The 17,753-nt window shown below is 49.4% G+C and carries 24 protein-coding genes; 16 read left to right on the top strand and 8 right to left on the bottom strand.

Annotated elements, in window-relative coordinates; genetic code table 11:
- Positions 1-106 precede the first annotated feature (106 nt).
- Entirely contained in the window at positions 107-280 is a 174-nt protein-coding gene (locus ACPV3A_RS14325) for a hypothetical protein (RefSeq protein ID WP_194543616.1), read from the bottom strand.
- A 218-nt stretch (positions 281-498) separates the two neighbouring features.
- Here ACPV3A_RS14325 and ACPV3A_RS14320 point away from each other — a divergent pair, with 218 nt between their 5' ends.
- From ACPV3A_RS14320 to ACPV3A_RS14310, 3 genes are read left to right on the top strand one after another with little or no spacing between them, the layout of a single operon-like run.
- On the top strand, positions 499-1,122 hold the full coding sequence (locus ACPV3A_RS14320) for a TraX family protein (RefSeq protein ID WP_071220020.1): 624 nt from the start codon (positions 499-501) through the stop codon (positions 1,120-1,122).
- Between the two features lie 57 nt (positions 1,123-1,179).
- A complete protein-coding gene (locus ACPV3A_RS14315) occupies positions 1,180-1,638 on the top strand; it encodes a hypothetical protein (protein ID WP_426200005.1) in 459 nt (152 codons plus the stop codon).
- A gap of 43 nt (positions 1,639-1,681) precedes the next feature.
- Positions 1,682-2,257, top strand: a complete 576-nt coding sequence (locus tag ACPV3A_RS14310; protein ID WP_426200004.1) for a macro domain-containing protein — start codon at positions 1,682-1,684, stop codon at positions 2,255-2,257.
- A gap of 428 nt (positions 2,258-2,685) precedes the next feature.
- On the opposite strand, the gene ACPV3A_RS14305 is transcribed toward ACPV3A_RS14310, so the two are convergent.
- Positions 2,686-2,883, bottom strand: a complete 198-nt coding sequence (locus ACPV3A_RS14305; protein WP_220684566.1) for a hypothetical protein — start codon at positions 2,881-2,883, stop codon at positions 2,686-2,688.
- 88 nt (positions 2,884-2,971) lie between these two features.
- On the opposite strand from ACPV3A_RS14305, the gene rpiA reads away from it, so the two are divergent.
- From rpiA to ACPV3A_RS14285, 4 genes are all read left to right on the top strand, one after another.
- Positions 2,972-3,688 (top strand): ribose-5-phosphate isomerase RpiA, encoded by a 717-nt coding sequence (gene rpiA / locus ACPV3A_RS14300; RefSeq protein WP_426200003.1) that lies wholly within the window; start codon positions 2,972-2,974, stop codon positions 3,686-3,688.
- 49 nt (positions 3,689-3,737) lie between these two features.
- Entirely contained in the window at positions 3,738-4,187 is a 450-nt protein-coding gene (locus ACPV3A_RS14295; protein ID WP_216531821.1) for a MarR family winged helix-turn-helix transcriptional regulator, read from the top strand.
- A 30-nt stretch (positions 4,188-4,217) separates the two neighbouring features.
- The gene (locus ACPV3A_RS14290; RefSeq protein ID WP_426200002.1) at positions 4,218-4,649 is read left to right on the top strand and encodes a GNAT family N-acetyltransferase; all 432 of its coding nucleotides are present in this window, start codon (positions 4,218-4,220) and stop codon (positions 4,647-4,649) included.
- A 128-nt stretch (positions 4,650-4,777) separates the two neighbouring features.
- Positions 4,778-5,413 carry a GDSL-type esterase/lipase family protein gene (locus ACPV3A_RS14285; RefSeq protein ID WP_426200001.1) on the top strand — a complete coding sequence of 212 codons (636 nt, stop codon included), beginning with the start codon at positions 4,778-4,780 and terminating at the stop codon, positions 5,411-5,413.
- Positions 5,414-5,495: 82 nt separating this feature from the next.
- On the opposite strand, the gene ACPV3A_RS14280 is transcribed toward ACPV3A_RS14285, so the two are convergent.
- Positions 5,496-6,167 carry a tetratricopeptide repeat protein gene (locus ACPV3A_RS14280; protein ID WP_071220028.1) on the bottom strand — a complete coding sequence of 224 codons (672 nt, stop codon included), beginning with the start codon at positions 6,165-6,167 and terminating at the stop codon, positions 5,496-5,498.
- A gap of 178 nt (positions 6,168-6,345) precedes the next feature.
- Here ACPV3A_RS14280 and ACPV3A_RS14275 point away from each other — a divergent pair, with 178 nt between their 5' ends.
- A complete protein-coding gene (locus ACPV3A_RS14275; protein WP_071220029.1) occupies positions 6,346-6,600 on the top strand; it encodes a helix-turn-helix domain-containing protein in 255 nt (84 codons plus the stop codon).
- A 206-nt stretch (positions 6,601-6,806) separates the two neighbouring features.
- Complete coding sequence (locus tag ACPV3A_RS14270; protein ID WP_233355008.1) at positions 6,807-6,914, top strand: YjcZ family sporulation protein; 108 nt, start codon at positions 6,807-6,809, stop codon at positions 6,912-6,914.
- A 277-nt stretch (positions 6,915-7,191) separates the two neighbouring features.
- On the opposite strand, the gene ACPV3A_RS14265 is transcribed toward ACPV3A_RS14270, so the two are convergent.
- The 3 genes from ACPV3A_RS14265 to ACPV3A_RS14255 form a co-directional block, all read right to left on the bottom strand.
- Positions 7,192-9,165 carry a stalk domain-containing protein gene (locus ACPV3A_RS14265; protein WP_426200000.1) on the bottom strand — a complete coding sequence of 658 codons (1,974 nt, stop codon included), beginning with the start codon at positions 9,163-9,165 and terminating at the stop codon, positions 7,192-7,194.
- 250 nt (positions 9,166-9,415) lie between these two features.
- Positions 9,416-9,586, bottom strand: coding sequence for a hypothetical protein (locus ACPV3A_RS14260; RefSeq protein ID WP_194543610.1), 171 nt, complete (start codon positions 9,584-9,586; stop codon positions 9,416-9,418).
- Positions 9,587-9,669: 83 nt separating this feature from the next.
- Positions 9,670-9,876 carry a DUF5316 family protein gene (locus tag ACPV3A_RS14255; RefSeq protein ID WP_426199999.1) on the bottom strand — a complete coding sequence of 69 codons (207 nt, stop codon included), beginning with the start codon at positions 9,874-9,876 and terminating at the stop codon, positions 9,670-9,672.
- 476 nt (positions 9,877-10,352) lie between these two features.
- Between ACPV3A_RS14255 and rsmD the strand changes: the two genes are divergently transcribed.
- Both rsmD and coaD read left to right on the top strand, forming a co-directional pair.
- Positions 10,353-10,958, top strand: a complete 606-nt coding sequence (gene rsmD, locus ACPV3A_RS14250) for a 16S rRNA (guanine(966)-N(2))-methyltransferase RsmD (protein ID WP_426199998.1) — start codon at positions 10,353-10,355, stop codon at positions 10,956-10,958.
- Complete coding sequence (gene coaD, locus ACPV3A_RS14245) at positions 10,948-11,463, top strand: pantetheine-phosphate adenylyltransferase (RefSeq protein ID WP_071220034.1); 516 nt, start codon at positions 10,948-10,950, stop codon at positions 11,461-11,463. The genes rsmD and coaD overlap by 11 nt, the downstream gene beginning before the upstream one ends.
- On the opposite strand, the gene ACPV3A_RS14240 is transcribed toward coaD, so the two are convergent.
- On the bottom strand, positions 11,441-12,673 hold the full coding sequence (locus tag ACPV3A_RS14240; RefSeq protein WP_426199997.1) for a nucleoside recognition domain-containing protein: 1,233 nt from the start codon (positions 12,671-12,673) through the stop codon (positions 11,441-11,443). The two genes, coaD and ACPV3A_RS14240, sit on opposite strands and share 23 nt — an antisense overlap.
- 113 nt (positions 12,674-12,786) lie before the next feature.
- Here ACPV3A_RS14240 and ACPV3A_RS14235 point away from each other — a divergent pair, with 113 nt between their 5' ends.
- Complete coding sequence (locus ACPV3A_RS14235) at positions 12,787-13,827, top strand: SepM family pheromone-processing serine protease (protein ID WP_194543607.1); 1,041 nt, start codon at positions 12,787-12,789, stop codon at positions 13,825-13,827.
- Here the strand turns inward: ACPV3A_RS14235 and ACPV3A_RS14230 are convergent.
- The gene (locus ACPV3A_RS14230) at positions 13,817-15,052 is read right to left on the bottom strand and encodes a nucleotidyltransferase (protein WP_426199996.1); all 1,236 of its coding nucleotides are present in this window, start codon (positions 15,050-15,052) and stop codon (positions 13,817-13,819) included. The two genes, ACPV3A_RS14235 and ACPV3A_RS14230, sit on opposite strands and share 11 nt — an antisense overlap.
- 198 nt (positions 15,053-15,250) lie before the next feature.
- Between ACPV3A_RS14230 and ACPV3A_RS14225 the strand changes: the two genes are divergently transcribed.
- The 4 genes from ACPV3A_RS14225 to plsX all read left to right on the top strand — a co-directional run bounded on the left by ACPV3A_RS14225 (position 15,251) and on the right by plsX (position 17,748).
- Complete coding sequence (locus tag ACPV3A_RS14225) at positions 15,251-15,760, top strand: YceD family protein (protein ID WP_194543605.1); 510 nt, start codon at positions 15,251-15,253, stop codon at positions 15,758-15,760.
- Positions 15,761-15,811: 51 nt separating this feature from the next.
- Positions 15,812-15,985 (top strand): 50S ribosomal protein L32, encoded by a 174-nt coding sequence (gene rpmF, locus ACPV3A_RS14220; RefSeq protein WP_006211382.1) that lies wholly within the window; start codon positions 15,812-15,814, stop codon positions 15,983-15,985.
- A 140-nt stretch (positions 15,986-16,125) separates the two neighbouring features.
- Positions 16,126-16,737 carry a transcription factor FapR gene (gene fapR / locus ACPV3A_RS14215; RefSeq protein ID WP_179090709.1) on the top strand — a complete coding sequence of 204 codons (612 nt, stop codon included), beginning with the start codon at positions 16,126-16,128 and terminating at the stop codon, positions 16,735-16,737.
- A gap of 24 nt (positions 16,738-16,761) precedes the next feature.
- The gene (gene plsX, locus ACPV3A_RS14210; protein ID WP_426199995.1) at positions 16,762-17,748 is read left to right on the top strand and encodes a phosphate acyltransferase PlsX; all 987 of its coding nucleotides are present in this window, start codon (positions 16,762-16,764) and stop codon (positions 17,746-17,748) included.
- The last annotated feature ends 5 nt before the right edge of the window (positions 17,749-17,753 follow it).

Raw genomic sequence — 17,753 nt, 5'->3', positions numbered from 1 at the left:
CCGAAGGGATATTGAATGCTAATGATTTTGCTTTTTTAGTCTGTCTACTTGACAGGGAGCACTTCAATGAATCGGGTGGTCTATTCACTGTTATTTGAAGTTCTGTTTATTCATTAGGGGGCTTTTTGTTATTGCTTGACATGGCTGAGCCAAACGTAATGCCAATGGCGGCACCGATTGCTATGCCGATAGCGATATTATCCATGGCAACACCAATGGCTACCCCGACGCCGACCCCCATGCTTATCCCAAGGGCCATGTTGTTCTTTTTCTTTTCCATACGACCGTCACCTCAATCTGTATCTGTTGATCCCAACAAGCGTCCTTCCTACTCAAGCTGCTATTGTTTTTATTATAGAGGATATTGGACGTGGATGCCGGATATCCGTTGCTTCATGTTTTCTTCGCTTGCAAGTCCCAGTGTTGCAACCCATAATAGATATATCGATTTGAAATACATATGAATTCAACATCTTCGAGTGCGAGGAGGGGGTTGTCATGCAGTGGATCGCCATGCTGACGATGCTGATCGATCATGTAGGGCTTGTGTTTTTTCCGCATCAGGAGATTTGGAGAATCATCGGCCGCATTGCTTTCCCAATCTACGTCTATGCTCTCGTTCAGGGGCACCGCTACACTTCTTCGAGACCCAAGTATATCATTCGGCTGGCCGTTATTGCGGTGATCTCCCAAATTCCCTATCAGCTTGCGCTGGATCCTGAAGGGTTGAATGTGGTCATTACCCTGGTTGCTGGTGCTATCGTTTTATATGTGCTGGAACGTTCGGATTCCCAGCTGTTATCGTGGATGGTTGTTGTTGCCGCCTGTGCCCTAATGAGTGAATTTCCGTTTGATTACGGAGCTTACGGACTGCTGTTGATTTTGATTTTCCGATATGCTCAGGCCAGCTGGCTTGTTCCGCTTCATATGGTGCTGAACCTGTTATTCTGGTTCCTTAATAACTGGGAGCTGCAGATGTGGAGCGTCATCCCGACGGCTGTGATAGCTTATGGCCCGCATGTATGGAGGAAACTGGAGTCTATCCGGGTGAGTCGCTGGGTATGGCGTTCATTTTATCCTCTGCATTTACTGATTATTGCGTTATTACGGGTGATTGTATAGAGATGCACTCTTTAGGTTACCGCTAGATGGATTGATTATATACAAGGAGAGACATACATGTTGAATATCGCAATGGCTGCCTGCATCCTATTGTTCGCAGCGGCGGGTTACATCGCATTCATGAATTCCAAATTAATTGCGGATAAAAAAAAGGAAGCATACATTCCTTCGCCTGCTTCGGAATATACCGTTTATATGACGCCTCAGTTCACGGAGGAGGACAAAAGATCGATGAGTCCGATCGGCGTCATGGAATTTCGCGACCCGCAAGGGATGATGAAGGTATATCTTTGCCGGGTCAGGAATGCATCCGAGGATCTGAAGCTGGAGCAAGCCGGCAATGTGTTTCTTCATCATTTGACGAAGGCCAGGGACACTGGCACGCTGATGTTCTACCGCACGGTGGAGGAGGCGCTGCAAGGACCGGAAGAGAAGAGTTTGACCGACCGACTGTCTGCAGCTGCCAAAAAAAAAGCCGAGAACAGAATAGGCAAACAGGGTCAATCCACCCACTAGCGGGGTAATAAAGAAATAAAAGACCGAAAGGAGATTTTCCGAAATGAAAACATTTAAAATCGGAAGGACATCGGTCTCCGTCTTTATAGGCGATATTACGACATGGACGGGCGACATTATCGTCAATGCTGCAAATTCGGGACTGCTGGGTGGAAAAGGCGTGGACGGCGCAATTCATAGCGCCGGCGGGCCGGAGATCATGGAGCAGTGCATGGAAATTCGCAAGCAGCAAGGCGGCTGCCCGCCAGGCAATGCCGTGATTACCGGTGCAGGCTGGCTGCCTGCCCAGCATATCATTCATACGGTCGGCCCGATCTGGGAGGGCGGCGGACGGCGTGAGGAGCATACGCTGGCGGAATGCTACCGCAACAGTCTCCTGCTTGCAATCGAGGTGGGTGCCAGAAGCATCGCCTTTCCTAATATAAGCACGGGTATCTATGAGTATCCTAAGGCTCCGGCATGTGACGTTGCGTTAAAGGCGGTTACGGAGCTGCTTGAGGAGGATCTGCCGGATAACCGCCTGGATCGGATTGACTTCGTTTGTTTTTCTCCTGATAATGAAGAGCTTTATATCCATTGGCTTGAGCAGTACACACAGGAGAAGGAGGCGCAAGTATAAGAAAAACCTTATCGACGCACATTCTCAGAAGATAGACCGCGTTTATGGGAAGTTTTTCTTGCGATATCAGGAATGCCATGCTTCGAAGTTTAAACTTTCTGATATCTAAAGAAAAACCTTATCGACGCACATTCTCAGAAGATAGACCGCGTTTATGGGAAGTTTTTCTTGCGATATCAGGAATGCCATGCTTCGAAGTTTTAACTTTCTGATATCTAAAGAAAAACCTTATCGACGTACATTCTCAGAAGACAGACCGCGTTTATAGGAAGTTTTTCTTGCGATATCAGGAAGGCTCGTGCTACGAAGTTTTAACTTTCTGATATCTAAAGAAAAACCTTATCGACGCACATTCTCAGAAGACAGACCGCGATTCATTAATAAAAATCAGGGGCGCAGTTAGCGCCCCTGCCGTTTGTCAGCCGACTTTACATATGATAGGAACCGCTTGGCTCAAACAGTACCCATTCCAGCATCGTGATCATATCGTCGAGGCGGGTTTCCTGATTGAGAAGGGAGGCTCGCTCCGGACTGTTCTCCTCAAGAGCAGTCAAGCGAGTGTGCAGCTTTTTCTTCTGCATCGTAAGTTCATTGATCTTGGATTTGATTTGGTTCTCGGTTCGCATGAGTATAATCCTTTCGTTTGTATGAAATCCATCTGTTTACCCCATATTATAGCATTTGATTCAGCTTAAGACGAAGGAGCGGATTCACATGGAAAGTGAATATAATATGAAGAAAATGGCGGCGGAGCATGCCGCCAAGTATGTCCAGGATGGGATGAAGATTGGGCTGGGCACAGGCTCAACCGCTTATTACGCGATTCTCAAAATCGGCGAGATGGTCCGATCCGGACTCTCGATTCAGGCCGTGGCTACCTCTGAAGCTTCGGAGAAGCTGGCGATGGAACAAGGGATATCCTTGACGCCTATCCATCAGATCGATCGCTTGGATCTGACGATTGACGGGGCGGATGAGCTGGATGACCAGCTCCGTTTAATCAAGGGAGGGGGCGGAGCGCTTCTCCGCGAGAAGATCACGGCTTTTCACAGTGAACGACTCGTGATTGTAGCGGATGAAGCGAAAGCCGTAGCTCAACTCGGCGCTTTTCCACTGCCGGTTGAGATTGTCCCTTTTGCTTTTGAGTGGACGGTTCAGTCATTATCCCAGCTTGGTTGTTCTGTGGAGATCCGCCGTAAGCAAGATGAGGGGTTTTATGTTACGGATAACGGGAATTATATTGCTGATTGCCGGTTTCAGCATATTGCCCGTCCTGAGGAATTGAGCTCTCGGCTAGGTGCCATTCCTGGCGTGGTTGAACATGGGCTGTTTATCGGTATGGCCGACCAAGCGATCATCGGCTGCCAGGATGGAACGGTACGGATATTACATTCCGGGAGCATAGAAACAAAGAATACATTTGACAGTTGATCCGGCGTTCATTAACCTTAATTACATGATATCTTTCGGAGGGTGAAATATGTCGGATATTCAAGAACACGAGGATACCCCGTTACATTTGCTGGTTGTCCTTGCCAGAGCTTATAACGCAGTGATGACACATTCGCATCGCAGCATCAATAGTCACGGATTAAACTCCACCGAATTCGGTGTATTGGATGTGCTCTATCACAAAGGACCGCAGCCGCTGCAAAAAATTGGCGAAAAGGTGCTCATTTCCAGCGGTAACATTACATACGTGGTGGACAAGCTTCAAAAGAAAAACCTGCTGGTTCGCCGGGCTTCCGCTGAGGATCGCCGCGTCATTTATGCTGAGCTTACCGTAGAGGGAAAGGAATTCTTCGAAGCCATCTTTCCTCAGCATCAGGAATTGATGGTTAAGGTGCTTAGCGGCTTGTCGGAAGACGAGAGAGCCCAGGCGGCGATGCTGCTGCGTAAGCTTGGGATCAGTGCGGAGAAGATGTTATAGACCTATACAAGTTTTAGATTGGAGATATGTATGCTTAAAGATATAACGATGCAAGCGATGCAACCCGAAGTAAAGGAACTGATCAGCTACTCGGTATTTCCGGATCCGGAAGCCGTGGATCAGGCGGCTGCTGCTTATGAGACGGGCCCAAGCCGGTTGTTTGGATTTGAAGAGGACGGTCTTCTCTTAGGAGTCATCGGTTTCGATGTCGATCAGGACGAGCTTACCATTCGGCATCTTGCCGTTCTTCCGGAGAATCGGGGAAAGGGATATGGACGCGGATTGATTTTGGAGCTGCTCCTTGAGGTCCAGCCTAAGCCGGCCCGAGTTATTGCGGAAACGGACGAAGAAGCCGTAAACTTCTACCGCAGTATCGGCTTTGAGGTATACAGCCTGGGAGAAAAGTATCCGGGTGTTGAAAGATTCCGCTGCATTTACGAGGTGGAGGAATCCGAAGAATAGGCAATTCTTATCCAAAGCATGTTTGCCGTCTTCGAGTGGAATTAAAATTGCCATTCAAGACAATAGACCCGTTTCGCAATGGGGGCACTCCTCATATAATGTCGTAACGAGCGGGGCAGGGGGTGAACATGTTGGTGTACCATTATACCGCTGTCGGCGATTCCTTGACCTTCGGGTTAGGGGCGATGCCTGGCAGCGGTTTTGTTCCGTTATACCGTCGGATGGTGGAGGAGAAGCTTCGCCAGTTCGTGGCCCATGAGAATCTCGGGGTCAATGGATTAACCTCGGATGAGTTATACGATCGGGTCGTTCAGCTTCCTACGTATCGCTTTCACCTGCAGCAGGCTCAGATCATCACGATATCGATCGGAGGCAATGACTTGATACGTGCGGTAAAGTCCACGGGAGGCCGACCGAATCGGGAGGTGCTGGATGCTGCCTTGTATCGATGTCAGAATCATGTGGCTAATACCATTAGACATATCCGTAAAATAAAGACTCCGGTCAGCAAACCTTATTTTATTCGAGCTATCGGTCTGTATAATCCATACCCGGCCTGGACGGAGGCAACGGAATACGTGATTCGGTTCAATCGGCACTTGATGGGGCTAAGTGACGGCTATTTTCGAGTAGCTGATATTTACGCATCATTTTCAGGCCGAGAGAAAGAACTGATGTCGGTGGACGGTTTACACCCGAATGGCCGAGGGTACCGGGTGATCGCGGAACAATTAAACCGGCTTGGGTACAAGCCACTTGCATAACCAATCGAATGATTAAGAAAAAAAGGGTGTCCCCTGGTCTCTCGACCATGGGACGCCCTTTGGTTTATGTAATCCTTTTTAATTATAATAATTTCCTGAAAAAGCTTCGTACGGCCCATTTGCGTTCTTGCCGTTTTTTGTATTTCGGCAGTGACCGGTATACATCCATAGATTCCTGATAAGACTTCTTGGCATCCTCGGTCCTTCCCAGCGATTGATACATATATCCCAGCAAATAAAAGGCTTCGCTTGAAGAAGAGTGAATGGAATGGAACTGCTCCAAATAATGGAGCGCCTTCTCCCGATCCGAATCCCGAAATGCATCGGCAAGCCTAAGATAAGGCCGGCCGTATTTGACCCTCGGGTTGATCTCCAGGGCCCGGATAATATCCGACTCCCCTTGCGGGATGCTGCCGGTATGCAGGCGTGCGTTTCCGATATCGTCCCAGAACTCGGCGGAGTCCTCCAGGCTGGATTCAATGGATTCCAGGAGCTTCAAGGCTTCCCCATACTTACGTCGCTCCAGAAGCAATCTGGCAAGCTCGTGCCTTGATGAAACGTCGCTGGGGCTAACTGCAATCTGTCTGCGCAGTTTGGAAATATTACGTGCGCGCTTAATTGGCTTTGTCACGCTGGGAAATACCCCGACAAAGCGGCGGTCCAGCACATACACGATGAGAAGCAGCACCAGGATCGCCGTAATCGGATTACCGAAGATGTAGAACAGAAATCCAAAAATGATGAGTTTAAACAAAAGAGATCCCTCAATTTCTATGTGAAGTTATAACACAAATTATACCATAACATGGATTTATTTAGGTTGAAATACTATCGGTTCCATAGACCTTGAATACATGCGCATGTCGGAATAGGCCATAGGTATTGAAAGAAGGTCGATGATAGCCGATAAAGGTAGTAAAGAGGTGATAATCATGGCGAAAAAGGGACAAATATTCCATCATTACAGTTTCGAAACGAAGAAAAAGGCAGTCGCCATGCGGCTGGAGGGCATGACTAAGAAAGAAGTGGCATCGGCCTTACAAATATCTGATATCGGACGGCTGAAAGTGTGGATGCGCAAATACCGTGAGTTGGGCGAAGAAGGTTTGGTCGATCGCCGCAGGAGAATTGTATATTCAGATCCTGACACCGAGCGGGATGAAAAAGAACAACTTTCGCAGGTATAGACAATAAGTGATCGCATGGGGTGTGGTAAACGACCGTTACACCATGCCTCTTTCATATGGGAATCAAGGGTGATGCTCTATAGTCGTATCCGGGATTTTCGAATACATGGGCCAATTCATTAATCTTATCCCGAACAGGCGGCAGCCCAGTTCATTTGAGCGGAACCGACATAACATGTGGTATGTTCAAAAAAGGAGGGATTCATGTGAGCGGAGTAGGAGAAGGTTATGGCGGCTATGGATATGGCTCTTCTGTAGGTGCTATTTTGGTATTATTCATCTTGTTGGTGATCATTACTCGCGCATTTATCTAATCCATCTTTTGAGCGAACAAACCAATTGAATCAATAAGTAAATACCGATCACCTTGAGCAGTCACAACGACAGACCGTCCAAAAGAGGCATGGCCTTTTCTTAGGGCGGTCTTGTTCTTGATGAAGCGAGAGTCGGCGTGAATGATTTGTCATGAATCATCGTTTAACAGCATATGAGATAATCTCAAAAAAAACAGACCGCTCGAGAAGGAGTGGTCTGTTTTTGGGAGAACGAATATGGACCCGGGTCCATACTCTGTCCCGTGTGTTACTCATGCTACATCATAATCAATATAACCTTACCGTTTACGAAAGATACGATATCAAAATTCGAGTACCCCCAGGTTTCAATGGTTTTCCCGCCGCCGGTGGTAATGTCCTTGGCCGCCGGATTTCCCCATGACAGCTGCACCTGTTCTTTGGTCATCCCGAGGGAAACCTGGCCTGCTTTAATCTGTTTCCAGACCGATGCGGACCATTTGTATTTTTGGTAAGGGTCGTAATTTAATAGGGAAGATCGGTCCGCAAACAGCTGCATTACTTCCGAAGACCGCATAGGATAGCTTTTCACTGTTTTTCCAGAAGCCGTTTTGAAAATCACATTGAATTCGCCTTTGTCATCCGGCAAAATGTCGGTTACCGTCAATTTCGTGAAGCGTTCCAAGTCTTCGAAATCATTCACCCAATACGTTCGACCAATAAATTTAACCAAGCTGCCCTGCATCGCTTTTTTGATCAAGCCAGCCGTCTCATTGGAAACAACGGTCATGACTGCATCGCTCCCGAAGGAGATATTCGCTTGTTTCCACTTGGCTTCCCAGCCGATTTTCGCGCCCAGAACATCGGATAACACGGAAGCTGGAATTAGCAGTTCGCCTTTGTCGGTCATCGGAGCTGCCTTTAAGCGCAGCGGGCTGCCATTCAGCGTGGCCTGGTTGCTGCCTGCCGTGAGCAAGAGCACGGTCTCTCCAAACTTGGCCTCCACGGATCCGTTTTTGGCCGAATAGGTGCCGCCCAGTGCCTGGATGACGGATTTGGCCGGCACCATAATATTCCCGTTAACTTGTTTCGCATATTTCAAATTGTTGCGCAGGCTGGACGATACCGTTATCGATTTGGACAAACCGCCCGAGGTTACCGTAATCTGTGTCTTGCCAACGCCCGCAGACTTCAGTATTCCGTTCTTCTGTATGTTCATCAGATAAGGCTTCTCTATATCGATCAAGGCATCTTTAACCGGCACTTTGATCTTGGCCCCGTTCGTGTAAGTCTCCTGGATACTGACTTCAAGGGTATCCCCTACATAAGGCTTGGCATCGGATATCGAAACTGATAAGGCCTTAACGACAGGCACATCAACCGATTTGTTCTGCCCGTTCGTGTGATGTATCCAGCTTCCGTCAGAACGCTGAGCATAGAACCCCTCCGACAGATCCTCGGCATTTCCGTAAATTGAGGTTCTTACGATCCCGCTCAGTCCGGAGACCTGCTCCTTGAGCTTCCAGCGGTCTTTATACACTCCGGTTGTCCATACGGTTCCGTCTTGGAGCGTCACAATCAGAAGATCCGTCGGCTCATTGGATGCATAAACGATATGAGCTGCGTTCTGGGCGACGGTAACCGGGATGATGCGCCCGTTATCATCAAAGTTGGACGTTTCGTATACCACCACGTCACCGTTGTCACGCAATAGGGCAACACGCCCGCTGTGAACCGTCATGGATTTGACCCCGACCGGGTTTTCCACGATACCGAGCTTCTTGAATTGTCCCTTTTTGTAGTTATCCTCTAATAGCAGCTCCCCGTTTGAGGACAAGGCGGCAAATTCTTGATCCGCATTGGCGATAAGCAAAATGCCGCTGAGGTTTTTTGCTTTTTCCGAGCCGCCCCATACGGTGCCGTCCGACTTCAGCCAGTAGGAACCCGCTATCTGCTTCACTCCGCTTGTTCCCGGAACGACCTCGGGTCCCTTGCCGATATCCCATTCCACTAATCGCCCATCCTGCGTCATACCGATGCCTCCGTATTCATAACCGCTGATGGCTGCAACTTTACCCGGCGTCCGTATGGCATGTCGTCCGTCGATCAGGGACCACATGGAACCATCGCTCATCAGGTAGGTGTTCCTTCCCGCAATGTCGCTGATCTGGAGCCTGGACTCTTCGGCAGAAGCGATCCCGTGCGTCGCGCCTGCAAAACCAAGTCCCGCCAGCATGGTAAATAATACGAGAACATACAACGTTCTTCTCACTTACATGACCTCTCTTTACTATACAATTAGGAATATTTTTCAAACAGCTTAATTGATTCGACAAAATTTACGCTATTCCTGCAATTGTCGCGTGGTGCTATGGATAAAAAAGGGGACAAAAAAACGCCCTCCGATAGATATCTGGGGACGTTTTGTCGGTTAAGCTCGTGATTGTTTGTTGAATTGCCTTGACCTTAACGGTGTTTTAGTTGAGAGATTACGGTGGGGATCATTGGTGGCAGAAACTTGATTATGTAATATCAGTTCCTCTCAACAGCAATAAAGCCGCGTATAAATCATTCTTCACTGTTTCGATTATGGCGAATTTCCTGAACGTAAGAAAAGAGATTAAAGCGATCCAGGCATATTTCATTCTCGTTCGTTCTATTTCTGTATCTTCATGGCTAATGAAACGATTCATGAATCAGTTCCTCCCCTTGAAATGGGTGTCTTTGTCCCACTATTCGTGCGCCGGGTCGCGAGCAAATGTTCACAGTGTCAACCCTAGCGGAACAAATACACAATGCCGGCGACCGCAAGAAATACGAAACCGGCTAGTAAGAACCAGATGGATACTTTCTCCCTGGATGCGCGGTCTTCCTTGGAATCAGCATAGAAGTTGCCTCTTTGTTGGTATCCCGTAGTAAACATTCCGGATAGAAGCCCTGTGACCAAGAGGCAAGCCAATCCTGCATATAAAAACAAGTTCATCACTTGTTCCCCCCATCATGCCCTTTATTGTTAGAACGTTTGCTGAGAGGGAATGGTTATGCATTTTTACACAGGTAAGTGCATCGTCTGACTAGAAGCAGCAATTGATATGACAAAAAGCCGCTCATCTCGTTTAGCGGCTCAACATAAAAAAAAGAACTAAATCCCTGTAATAAACGTTGCCGTTACAGGGATTTAGTTCGGGAACCTCCGAAGAGATTCCCTCATGGGAGAGGAGAAACCGGACGAAGAGCTTATGGGGAAACGTAAGTCTTCTCCGCGGTTGTCTACGACATTCATTGATGTCGATATTTCAAGGATGCCCGGCTGTGGTAGAAATATACATGGCTTTGAAAAAAAATGGCGAGTCATTATGTTTCGTTTTTCATATATGGGATGATTGTGTTACGATAATCACTGTCAATGGCGTTGTCTTGGCAATTAATTTATAGATAATGAAACGGGTGAATGAAGCAGTGAGAGTAGTATCCGGAAGTGCAAAGGGCCGGCCGCTCAAAAGTGTGCCTGGTACAAGCACCCGTCCGACGACGGATAAAGTGAAAGAATCCATATTCAGTATGATCGGCCCTTACTTTGAGGGGGGCGCCCTGCTAGACCTGTTCGCAGGCACGGGAGGCCTTGGCATTGAGGCTTTAAGCCGGGGGATGGATCGTGCTGTTTTTATTGATGTTGAACCGAAGAGCATCAGTACGATCAGGGATAATTTGAAGGCGGCCAGACTTGAAGATAGCGCTGAGGTGTACCGCAACGATGCGGGACGAGCGCTTAAAGCGCTTGAAAAGCGCGGCTACAAGTTCGATCTGGTCTTTTTGGACCCGCCATACAGGTTTAAGAATGGTGACGAGCTGATGCTGGATATGGCAGAGCGAGGTTTGCTGCAGGATTCAGCTGTGGTGGTATTGGAATACGAATCAAGTTACAATTATCCTGAGAAGTTTGGTGATTTTTGTTGTTTCCGGACGGCGAAATACGGAGAAACCGCCATATCGATATATCGTTACGACACAGCGCAAGATCAAGCGTCAGAGCTTGATGAGGAGGAATTACAAGATGACAAATGAGAATACTAGTACATACCGAGTTGCCGTATATCCGGGAAGCTTTGATCCGGTCACCATGGGACATATGGATATCATTACACGCGCTTCCAAGCAGTTTGATCTGCTGATTGTGGCTGTGTTGAATAACTTAAGCAAGAACCCGCTGTTCACGATTGAAGAGCGCAAGGATCTCTTAAAACAGGAAACCGCACATCTTCCGAATGTGGAAATCGACAGCTTTCGTGATCTTTTGGCGAATTATATCCGTCAGAAAAATGCCCAGGTCATCGTACGGGGGATCCGCACGGTGACCGACTTTGAATATGAACTTCAGCTGGCATCCACCAATCACAAGCTGAATCCGGATGCCGAGACGATCTTCATGATGACGCACCCGAAATATTCGTTCCTTAGCTCAAGTCTTGTTAAGGAAATCGCTCATTTTAATGGAGACACCACGGATCTGGTTAGTCCCGAGGTCCATGCCGCGATGCGCCGTAAATTTAGCGGCGATAACGGTCAATAAGACGGGAACACAGCCAGAACGCCGCTATCAAAAGTAAGCAGATCGCGCCTTGAACCTGCAAGAATGAAGGCAATCCGCTCCAAAAGTTGAAGTGCTGATCCGTATTGGCGTGATCCAGCGGTTCCGTTCGGAAAGCCGGTACGATGCCTGCTGAAAGGGCGCTGACCGGCTTCCACATTGCCAGTGTAATCGCAAAGGCGAGCATGGAATGCAGGGCTCGCTTCATCATAAAGTAACGCCAAGAGAGACCGGTTTCCCGCATGAGCGACAGGCTTTGCAGCTGAGCGCTGATTCCGCTCCATGCAAGTGCGGCGGACAGTACAGCCAGCTGTAAAATTCCAGCTTGGAATGCCGAGGAGCTGATGGACTGGGCTGCCAGATGGGCCTCCAATATTCCGGATACAAGATAGGGTGGAAGCTGCGGCAGCAGGTGACCGGTCAATACTCTGGTCAGGACGGCGAAGAACAAGATAAAGCCGCCTGTCATCATTAAAGTTTGAACTGAACGGGTAACGGAATCGCCCAGTAATTTGCCAAAGCTCCGCCCATCCCGTTGATGGGCCTCCAGCGCCGCAGTCGCTGCCCTTTTAAGAAGGGGACGTTGGGCGTTTTCCCTTGCCCGTACTGTGTGTAGAGTTGAATTAAACCGTCGTGTGTCTTCTGAAGAAGTCGGTTTATGGAAGAGTCCGAATATCCAAGCGGCTAGCAGTCCAGAAATCCAATGAACGATCAGCAGCAGATACCCAGCCTCCGGTTTATGAAGGAGGCCGGTTCCGATGACAACGAGAATGGTCATTGGATTACAGAAATGGGATATAGCGGCGAGCCTTCCGGCATCCATGGCGCGAAGCTCGCCTTGTGTATACATTCGGGAGGCGGCCTGCGCTCCTGCCGGGAACCCGGCAGTCATTCCTGTTATAAGAACCCAGCCGCCAGCACCGGGAAGTTTGAATATTTTTTTCATCAAAGGGTCCAGCAGTACGCCAACTCCATGGGCCCAGCCATAGGCGATGAGTATTTCCACCAGTACGAGAAAAGGCAGCAAAGCGGGAAATACGATATTCCACCATAGCTTAAGTGCTTGCAGGGTGGCTTGGAAGGCAGGTTCGGGCGCGCTGACGACAGCCAGTACAAGCAGGAAAGCGGCGGCACCCAGCAGGATGGTGTTCCACAGCCCGTTTGATGACTTGACGGCGTTGTCTTTATTCATAAGGAATCTCCTTTCAGCGTAAACATGGCTAGTACAACTTTATGCAAAGGAGACAACCGTCAGACCAAACTTGGTGGAAGGCTGGATATATAAGGCGGAGGGAAGGGAACCACATGAAGAAGTCTGTAAAACCGAATGGCTTAAAAATTGCGCTGTATTTGTTAATGGTCGGGGTCATGCTGTACGTTGTCGTTTATATGCCGACCCCTTATCTCGTATACCAGCCGGGGAGTGCCGAGGAGGTTCGCCCCATGATCAATGTCGAGAAGGGCGATCCGGCGGAAGAGGGCACTTTTATGATGACAACCGTGTCGGCAAGCTACGCCAATATGGCGTTGTTGATGATGTCTGCGTTTAACCCGAATGCGGAGGTTGTGAAAAAAGCTGAGAAAATGGGCGATCAGAGCAAGGATGAGTATGCAGCCACACAAGTGTATTACATGAATTCTTCCCAGTCGTCTGCAATGGAAGCCGCCTATCAGGAAGCAGGAATTGACTACAGCATCGAGCCTGCTTATGTATTCGTGATGTCGATCTCCGAGAATTCTGTTAATGCCGAGCATTTCCGGCCTGGTGATAAATTGATCAAGATCGATGGGCAGCCGGCAGAAGATAATGAGAAAATTGCCAGCCTGTTAGGCGGGAAAAGCATTGGGGAAGTGGTATCCGTGGAGCTTGAACGCAAAGGGAAAACCGTAAAGGAACAGGTTCAGCTTGTGAGCATTAAGGATGAGAAGACAGGAGCGGAGCGTCCGGGATTAGGCGTCATGATTGCCACGATGCAAAGCGTGGAGCCGGCCGATCCCGATCACACCATTCATTTTGCGGATACCAATATCGGTGGGCCGTCAGCCGGACTGATCTTTACTCTTGAAATATATAACCAGCTCACCGATGGTGATTTAAGCAAAGGTTACCGGGTCGCCGGAACGGGTACCATTGATAAATCAGGCGCCGTTGGCCCCATTGGCGGCGTGAAGCACAAGATCGTGGCTGCTGATCGGAAGGAAGCCGATATCTTTTTTGTGCCGCAAAAAAATTATGATGAAGCCAAGAAGCGCGCGGACCGGATCAAAACGGACATGAAGCTGATCCCGGTCGAGGACCTGCAAGACGCAGTGGAGTATCTGGAGGAGCTGCCGCCTAAGGGGTGAGCGGCGGCAGCAGGTAATCGCCGTAGTAGTGGCGCATATCAGGCCTAGGTTGCCCGTTGGCATAAACGGCGGCTGCCATCAGGTCCCTCTCCAGCTGAGGATGCTCCAGCTTGGCCGGCTTGTGAATGACGGGGAGTGAGGCGCTGTGTTTCATTCGTTTCAGCAGAGAACGCCCAGTCTCGCTGAAGCCGAGGACCCGGATATATCCCGGACCTTTCGCCAGCTCTTCGCGATTCATCGATGCCTTGTCATGATTCAGCATGATGTGCAGCAGCATGCGCTGAAGCTTGGTTCGCGTATAGCGCTTGGTCTTCAACGCTTCCAGGAGGGCGTCAACCGTCGGCTGCTCCAGCTGAAATAGCGAGCGCTGAACACGGTGCTCCAAGCCTTCGGTCACTTCGAGAAGGCCTTCAAGCTGCGCGGGCGTATGCGTGAGCAGGGTTTGAAACAGCGGCTGGCGAAACTGCTCCCAATGGACGGGAGCTCGTCCGCTCTTGATTTCCCGCTCCATGATGCTGTGCGTGAATTCCGGCATATAGGGTCTGGCGGCTTCCAGTCCCTGTGAAAGTATGATGTTGCGGATGGCGGTTGCGCTGGCAATGGACGACGCTCCCGGCAAGGGATCATGGTACTGTGCGTTTTCCCTTGGTATGGTGTAGGGTGTAATGCGGCTTCCCAGGCGCTCTAGAGCGATTAGGTAGTGCAGGCCCAAGGAATTGTTCGGCTGCGTGAGCAGCTCTTGCAAATGGGCAATCGCCGGTTCGGACTCACCGAATAGGGCAGCAGCGGCAGCGCCGTAAGCGGATGGGAAGTTCATACCTTCCCGGAGGCGCTTTTCGATTTCGGATCGAAGCTCGCCGGATTCGTTGGCGAGCGAACGGGACAACGGCAGAATCTGCTCCAGCGTACCGCTTTCGGATCCGAAGGAAAGGCAATCCACTACGCCCGTAGCCTCCAGAATGGCAACCGCACCGTACGCGAACCATTCCGCAGGCTGCACGGCATAGGTTACCGGCAGCTCGAGACACAGGTCAACTCCCATGGCAAGGGCCATTTCCGCCCGTGCACGCTTGCTTGCGATGGCAGGCTCGCCGCGCTGGAGAAACGGACCGCTCATCACTGCAACGACGGCATCTGCCCCCGTGACTTCTTTGGATTTGCGATAATGCAATACATGACCGTTATGTAAGGGATTATATTCAACGACAATGCCAACCGTCTTCATTCGTTTCAACTCCTTGATTAGAATATAACATAATTACATGACGATCCTGCAACAATAAGCGCATCCCCCGGGAGAGTTGTAATTCTGGTAGTATGAAGAGAAATATCGGGTAACAATAAAGAGGTTGTTAGGGTTATCCTGTTGACAAAACTCTTTGGGAATCGGTATAATAATCTTTGTTTGTTTGGAGTGATGGATATGCTAATTCAATTTCGTAAATTGACAACCAGCGATCAACCGTTACAGTTCCATCAAACCGTGGATGTAAGCAATGCCGTTAAGGACCGCAAGGATATCATTGCTGTTCAGCCATTAGACGTGGATTTGACAGCAATCCCATCGGTTTCTGGTACGGTGGATGTTCGTGGACGATTGCAAGGCGAGCTGGAGATGAATTGCTCCCGCTGCCTGAAGCCGATCAGCGAACATGTGCTCATCCCTTTTCATGAAGTATTCCAGCCGGTGGAAGATCCTGAATCCATTCAGGATGAGAATGATGACACTACATACGTGCAAGGTGAGAGTGTGGATCTCACTCCCTATGTAGAAGAAGCATTTTTGCTCCACCTGCCGCTAGCTCCGGTATGTAAAGCCGACTGCAAGGGACTCTGCCCGAATTGCGGCAAGGACCTGAATGAAGGCACGTGCGACTGCGATACGGAAGTGATCGATCCTAGGCTAGCCGGTCTGAAGGACTTCTTTAAATGATGATGGATATGGCACCCGTTCAGCGGGTTGAACTGATAAGGAGGTGGGAACATGGCAGTACCTCAACGTAGAACGTCCAAAACACGTCGTGACAAGCGTCGTACTCATTTTAAGCTGGCTGTGCCAGGCATGGTGAAATGCGAGCAATGTGGAGAATTGAAGCTTGCTCATCGCGTATGTAAAGTATGCGGAACGTATAAGGCAAGAGAGATCATCAAACAATAGTTTTTAAATAAGTAGTACTTCATCTTTGGTGAGGTGCTATTTTTTTTGTCTGAAGCCCCCCTTTCTTTTTGACGTGACATGATTTATACTTAACATTAGTACCAGGTTCTAATATTTGCGACTAATTTACATATATATGTTTGAAGAATGGCGGCTTTCATAGCGGCAGAAGGAGTTGTTTCGTCATCGATCGTTTATCCAAGAAAGACCGTCACCAGCGGCTGATTCAGCTGATCGACGAGAATCCCTTTGTTACAGACCGCGAGTTGACTCGCCAGCTTAAAGTGAGCATTCAGACGATACGCCTTGACCGTATGGAACTTGGCATCCCGGAGCTTCGTGAGCGAATGAAGCAGATGGCGGAGCATTCCTATGACCAGGTTCGTTCCTTGTCGCTCGAAGAGGTAATCGGGGATGTCGTTGACTTGCAGTTGGACAAGAGCGGGATATCGATATTTGAAATCCGTGAGGAACATGTATTCAGCAAAACGCGGATTGCCCGTGGGCATTATGTGTTCGCTCAAGCCAATTCACTTGCCATCGCCGTAATCAATGAAGAAATCGCATTGACGTCTTCAGCGGATATACGGTTTTTGAGACAGGTTCGTCTCGGCGAGAAATGCATTGCCAAAGCCTACGTTAGGTCCATTGCCGGCCAGAAGGGGAAGGCCAAGGTGGAAGTGTTTACTTATGTCGCTGATGAAATGGTGTTTCAGGGGAATTTCGTAATCTACCGATCTGCAGGAGAATGACATAAGTAAAGGAGGAAGTTTGGCATGAGAATTGCGATTGATGCAATGGGCGGCGACAATGCCCCCCAGAGTAACGTCGAGGGCGCTCTCATTGCGGCACGGGAATGGAGCGATACCGAGATCATTCTCGTTGGGGATGAAGCGCAGATTGGAGCGCTGCTGAAGGACAAGCCGTCCAATCTGAAGGTGGTTCATGCAAGTGAAGTCATTGAAGCGGAGGATGAGCCGGTTAAGGCGGTCCGCCGGAAGAAGGATGCTTCGATGGTTGTGGCGGGACGGATGATTCGCGAAGGTGAAGCCGATGCCATGATCTCGGCTGGCAATACAGGAGCCCTCATGACGACCGGGTTGCTGGTCGTTGGCAGGATGAAGGGGATTGAGCGTCCTGCGCTTGCGCCTATGATTCCTACGCTCGACGGCAAGGGGATGCTCGCCCTGGATCTCGGAGCGAACATGGATTCGAAGCCTGAGCATCTGCAGCAGTACGCACTAATGGGCAGCCTGTATCGCGAGAAGGTGCACGGAATCACCAAACCGCGGGTCGGGCTGTTAAATGTCGGTACCGAGCCGGGCAAGGGAAATGAATTGACGAAGCATGCTTATCCGTTACTGGAGCAGCTGCCTATCCATTTTGTTGGCAACGTCGAGTCCCGCGATGTCATGAACGGGGTTTGTGATGTGCTCGTATGTGACGGGTTCTCGGGCAATATTTTGTTGAAATCGATTGAAGGAACGGCTGGTGCGCTCTTTTCGCTGTTGAAGGAGCAGTTCAGCAAGTCGCTTAAGACCAAGATGGCCGCCGCCTTGATGATGCCGGAGCTTCGCAGCCTGAAATCAACACTTGATTATAAGGAGCATGGCGGAGCACCTTTGCTTGGTCTGAGCGGTCTGGTCGTTAAGAGCCATGGTTCGTCGGATGCGAACGCCATCAAGAATGGGGTTCGCCAAGCGCGGACGGCGCTGCAGAACCGATTGGTAGAAAGTATTTCGAATGAAATCAGCGGGAAGTGAGTGAG

Origin of the sequence: Paenibacillus sp. Dod16 (genome assembly GCF_049893405.1) — a bacterium.
In the GTDB taxonomy this organism is placed as follows: Bacteria; Bacillota; Bacilli; order Paenibacillales; family Paenibacillaceae; genus Paenibacillus_AQ.
Note: the sequence above shows the minus strand (reverse complement) of the source record. Positions and strands in the feature narration are given on the sequence as shown.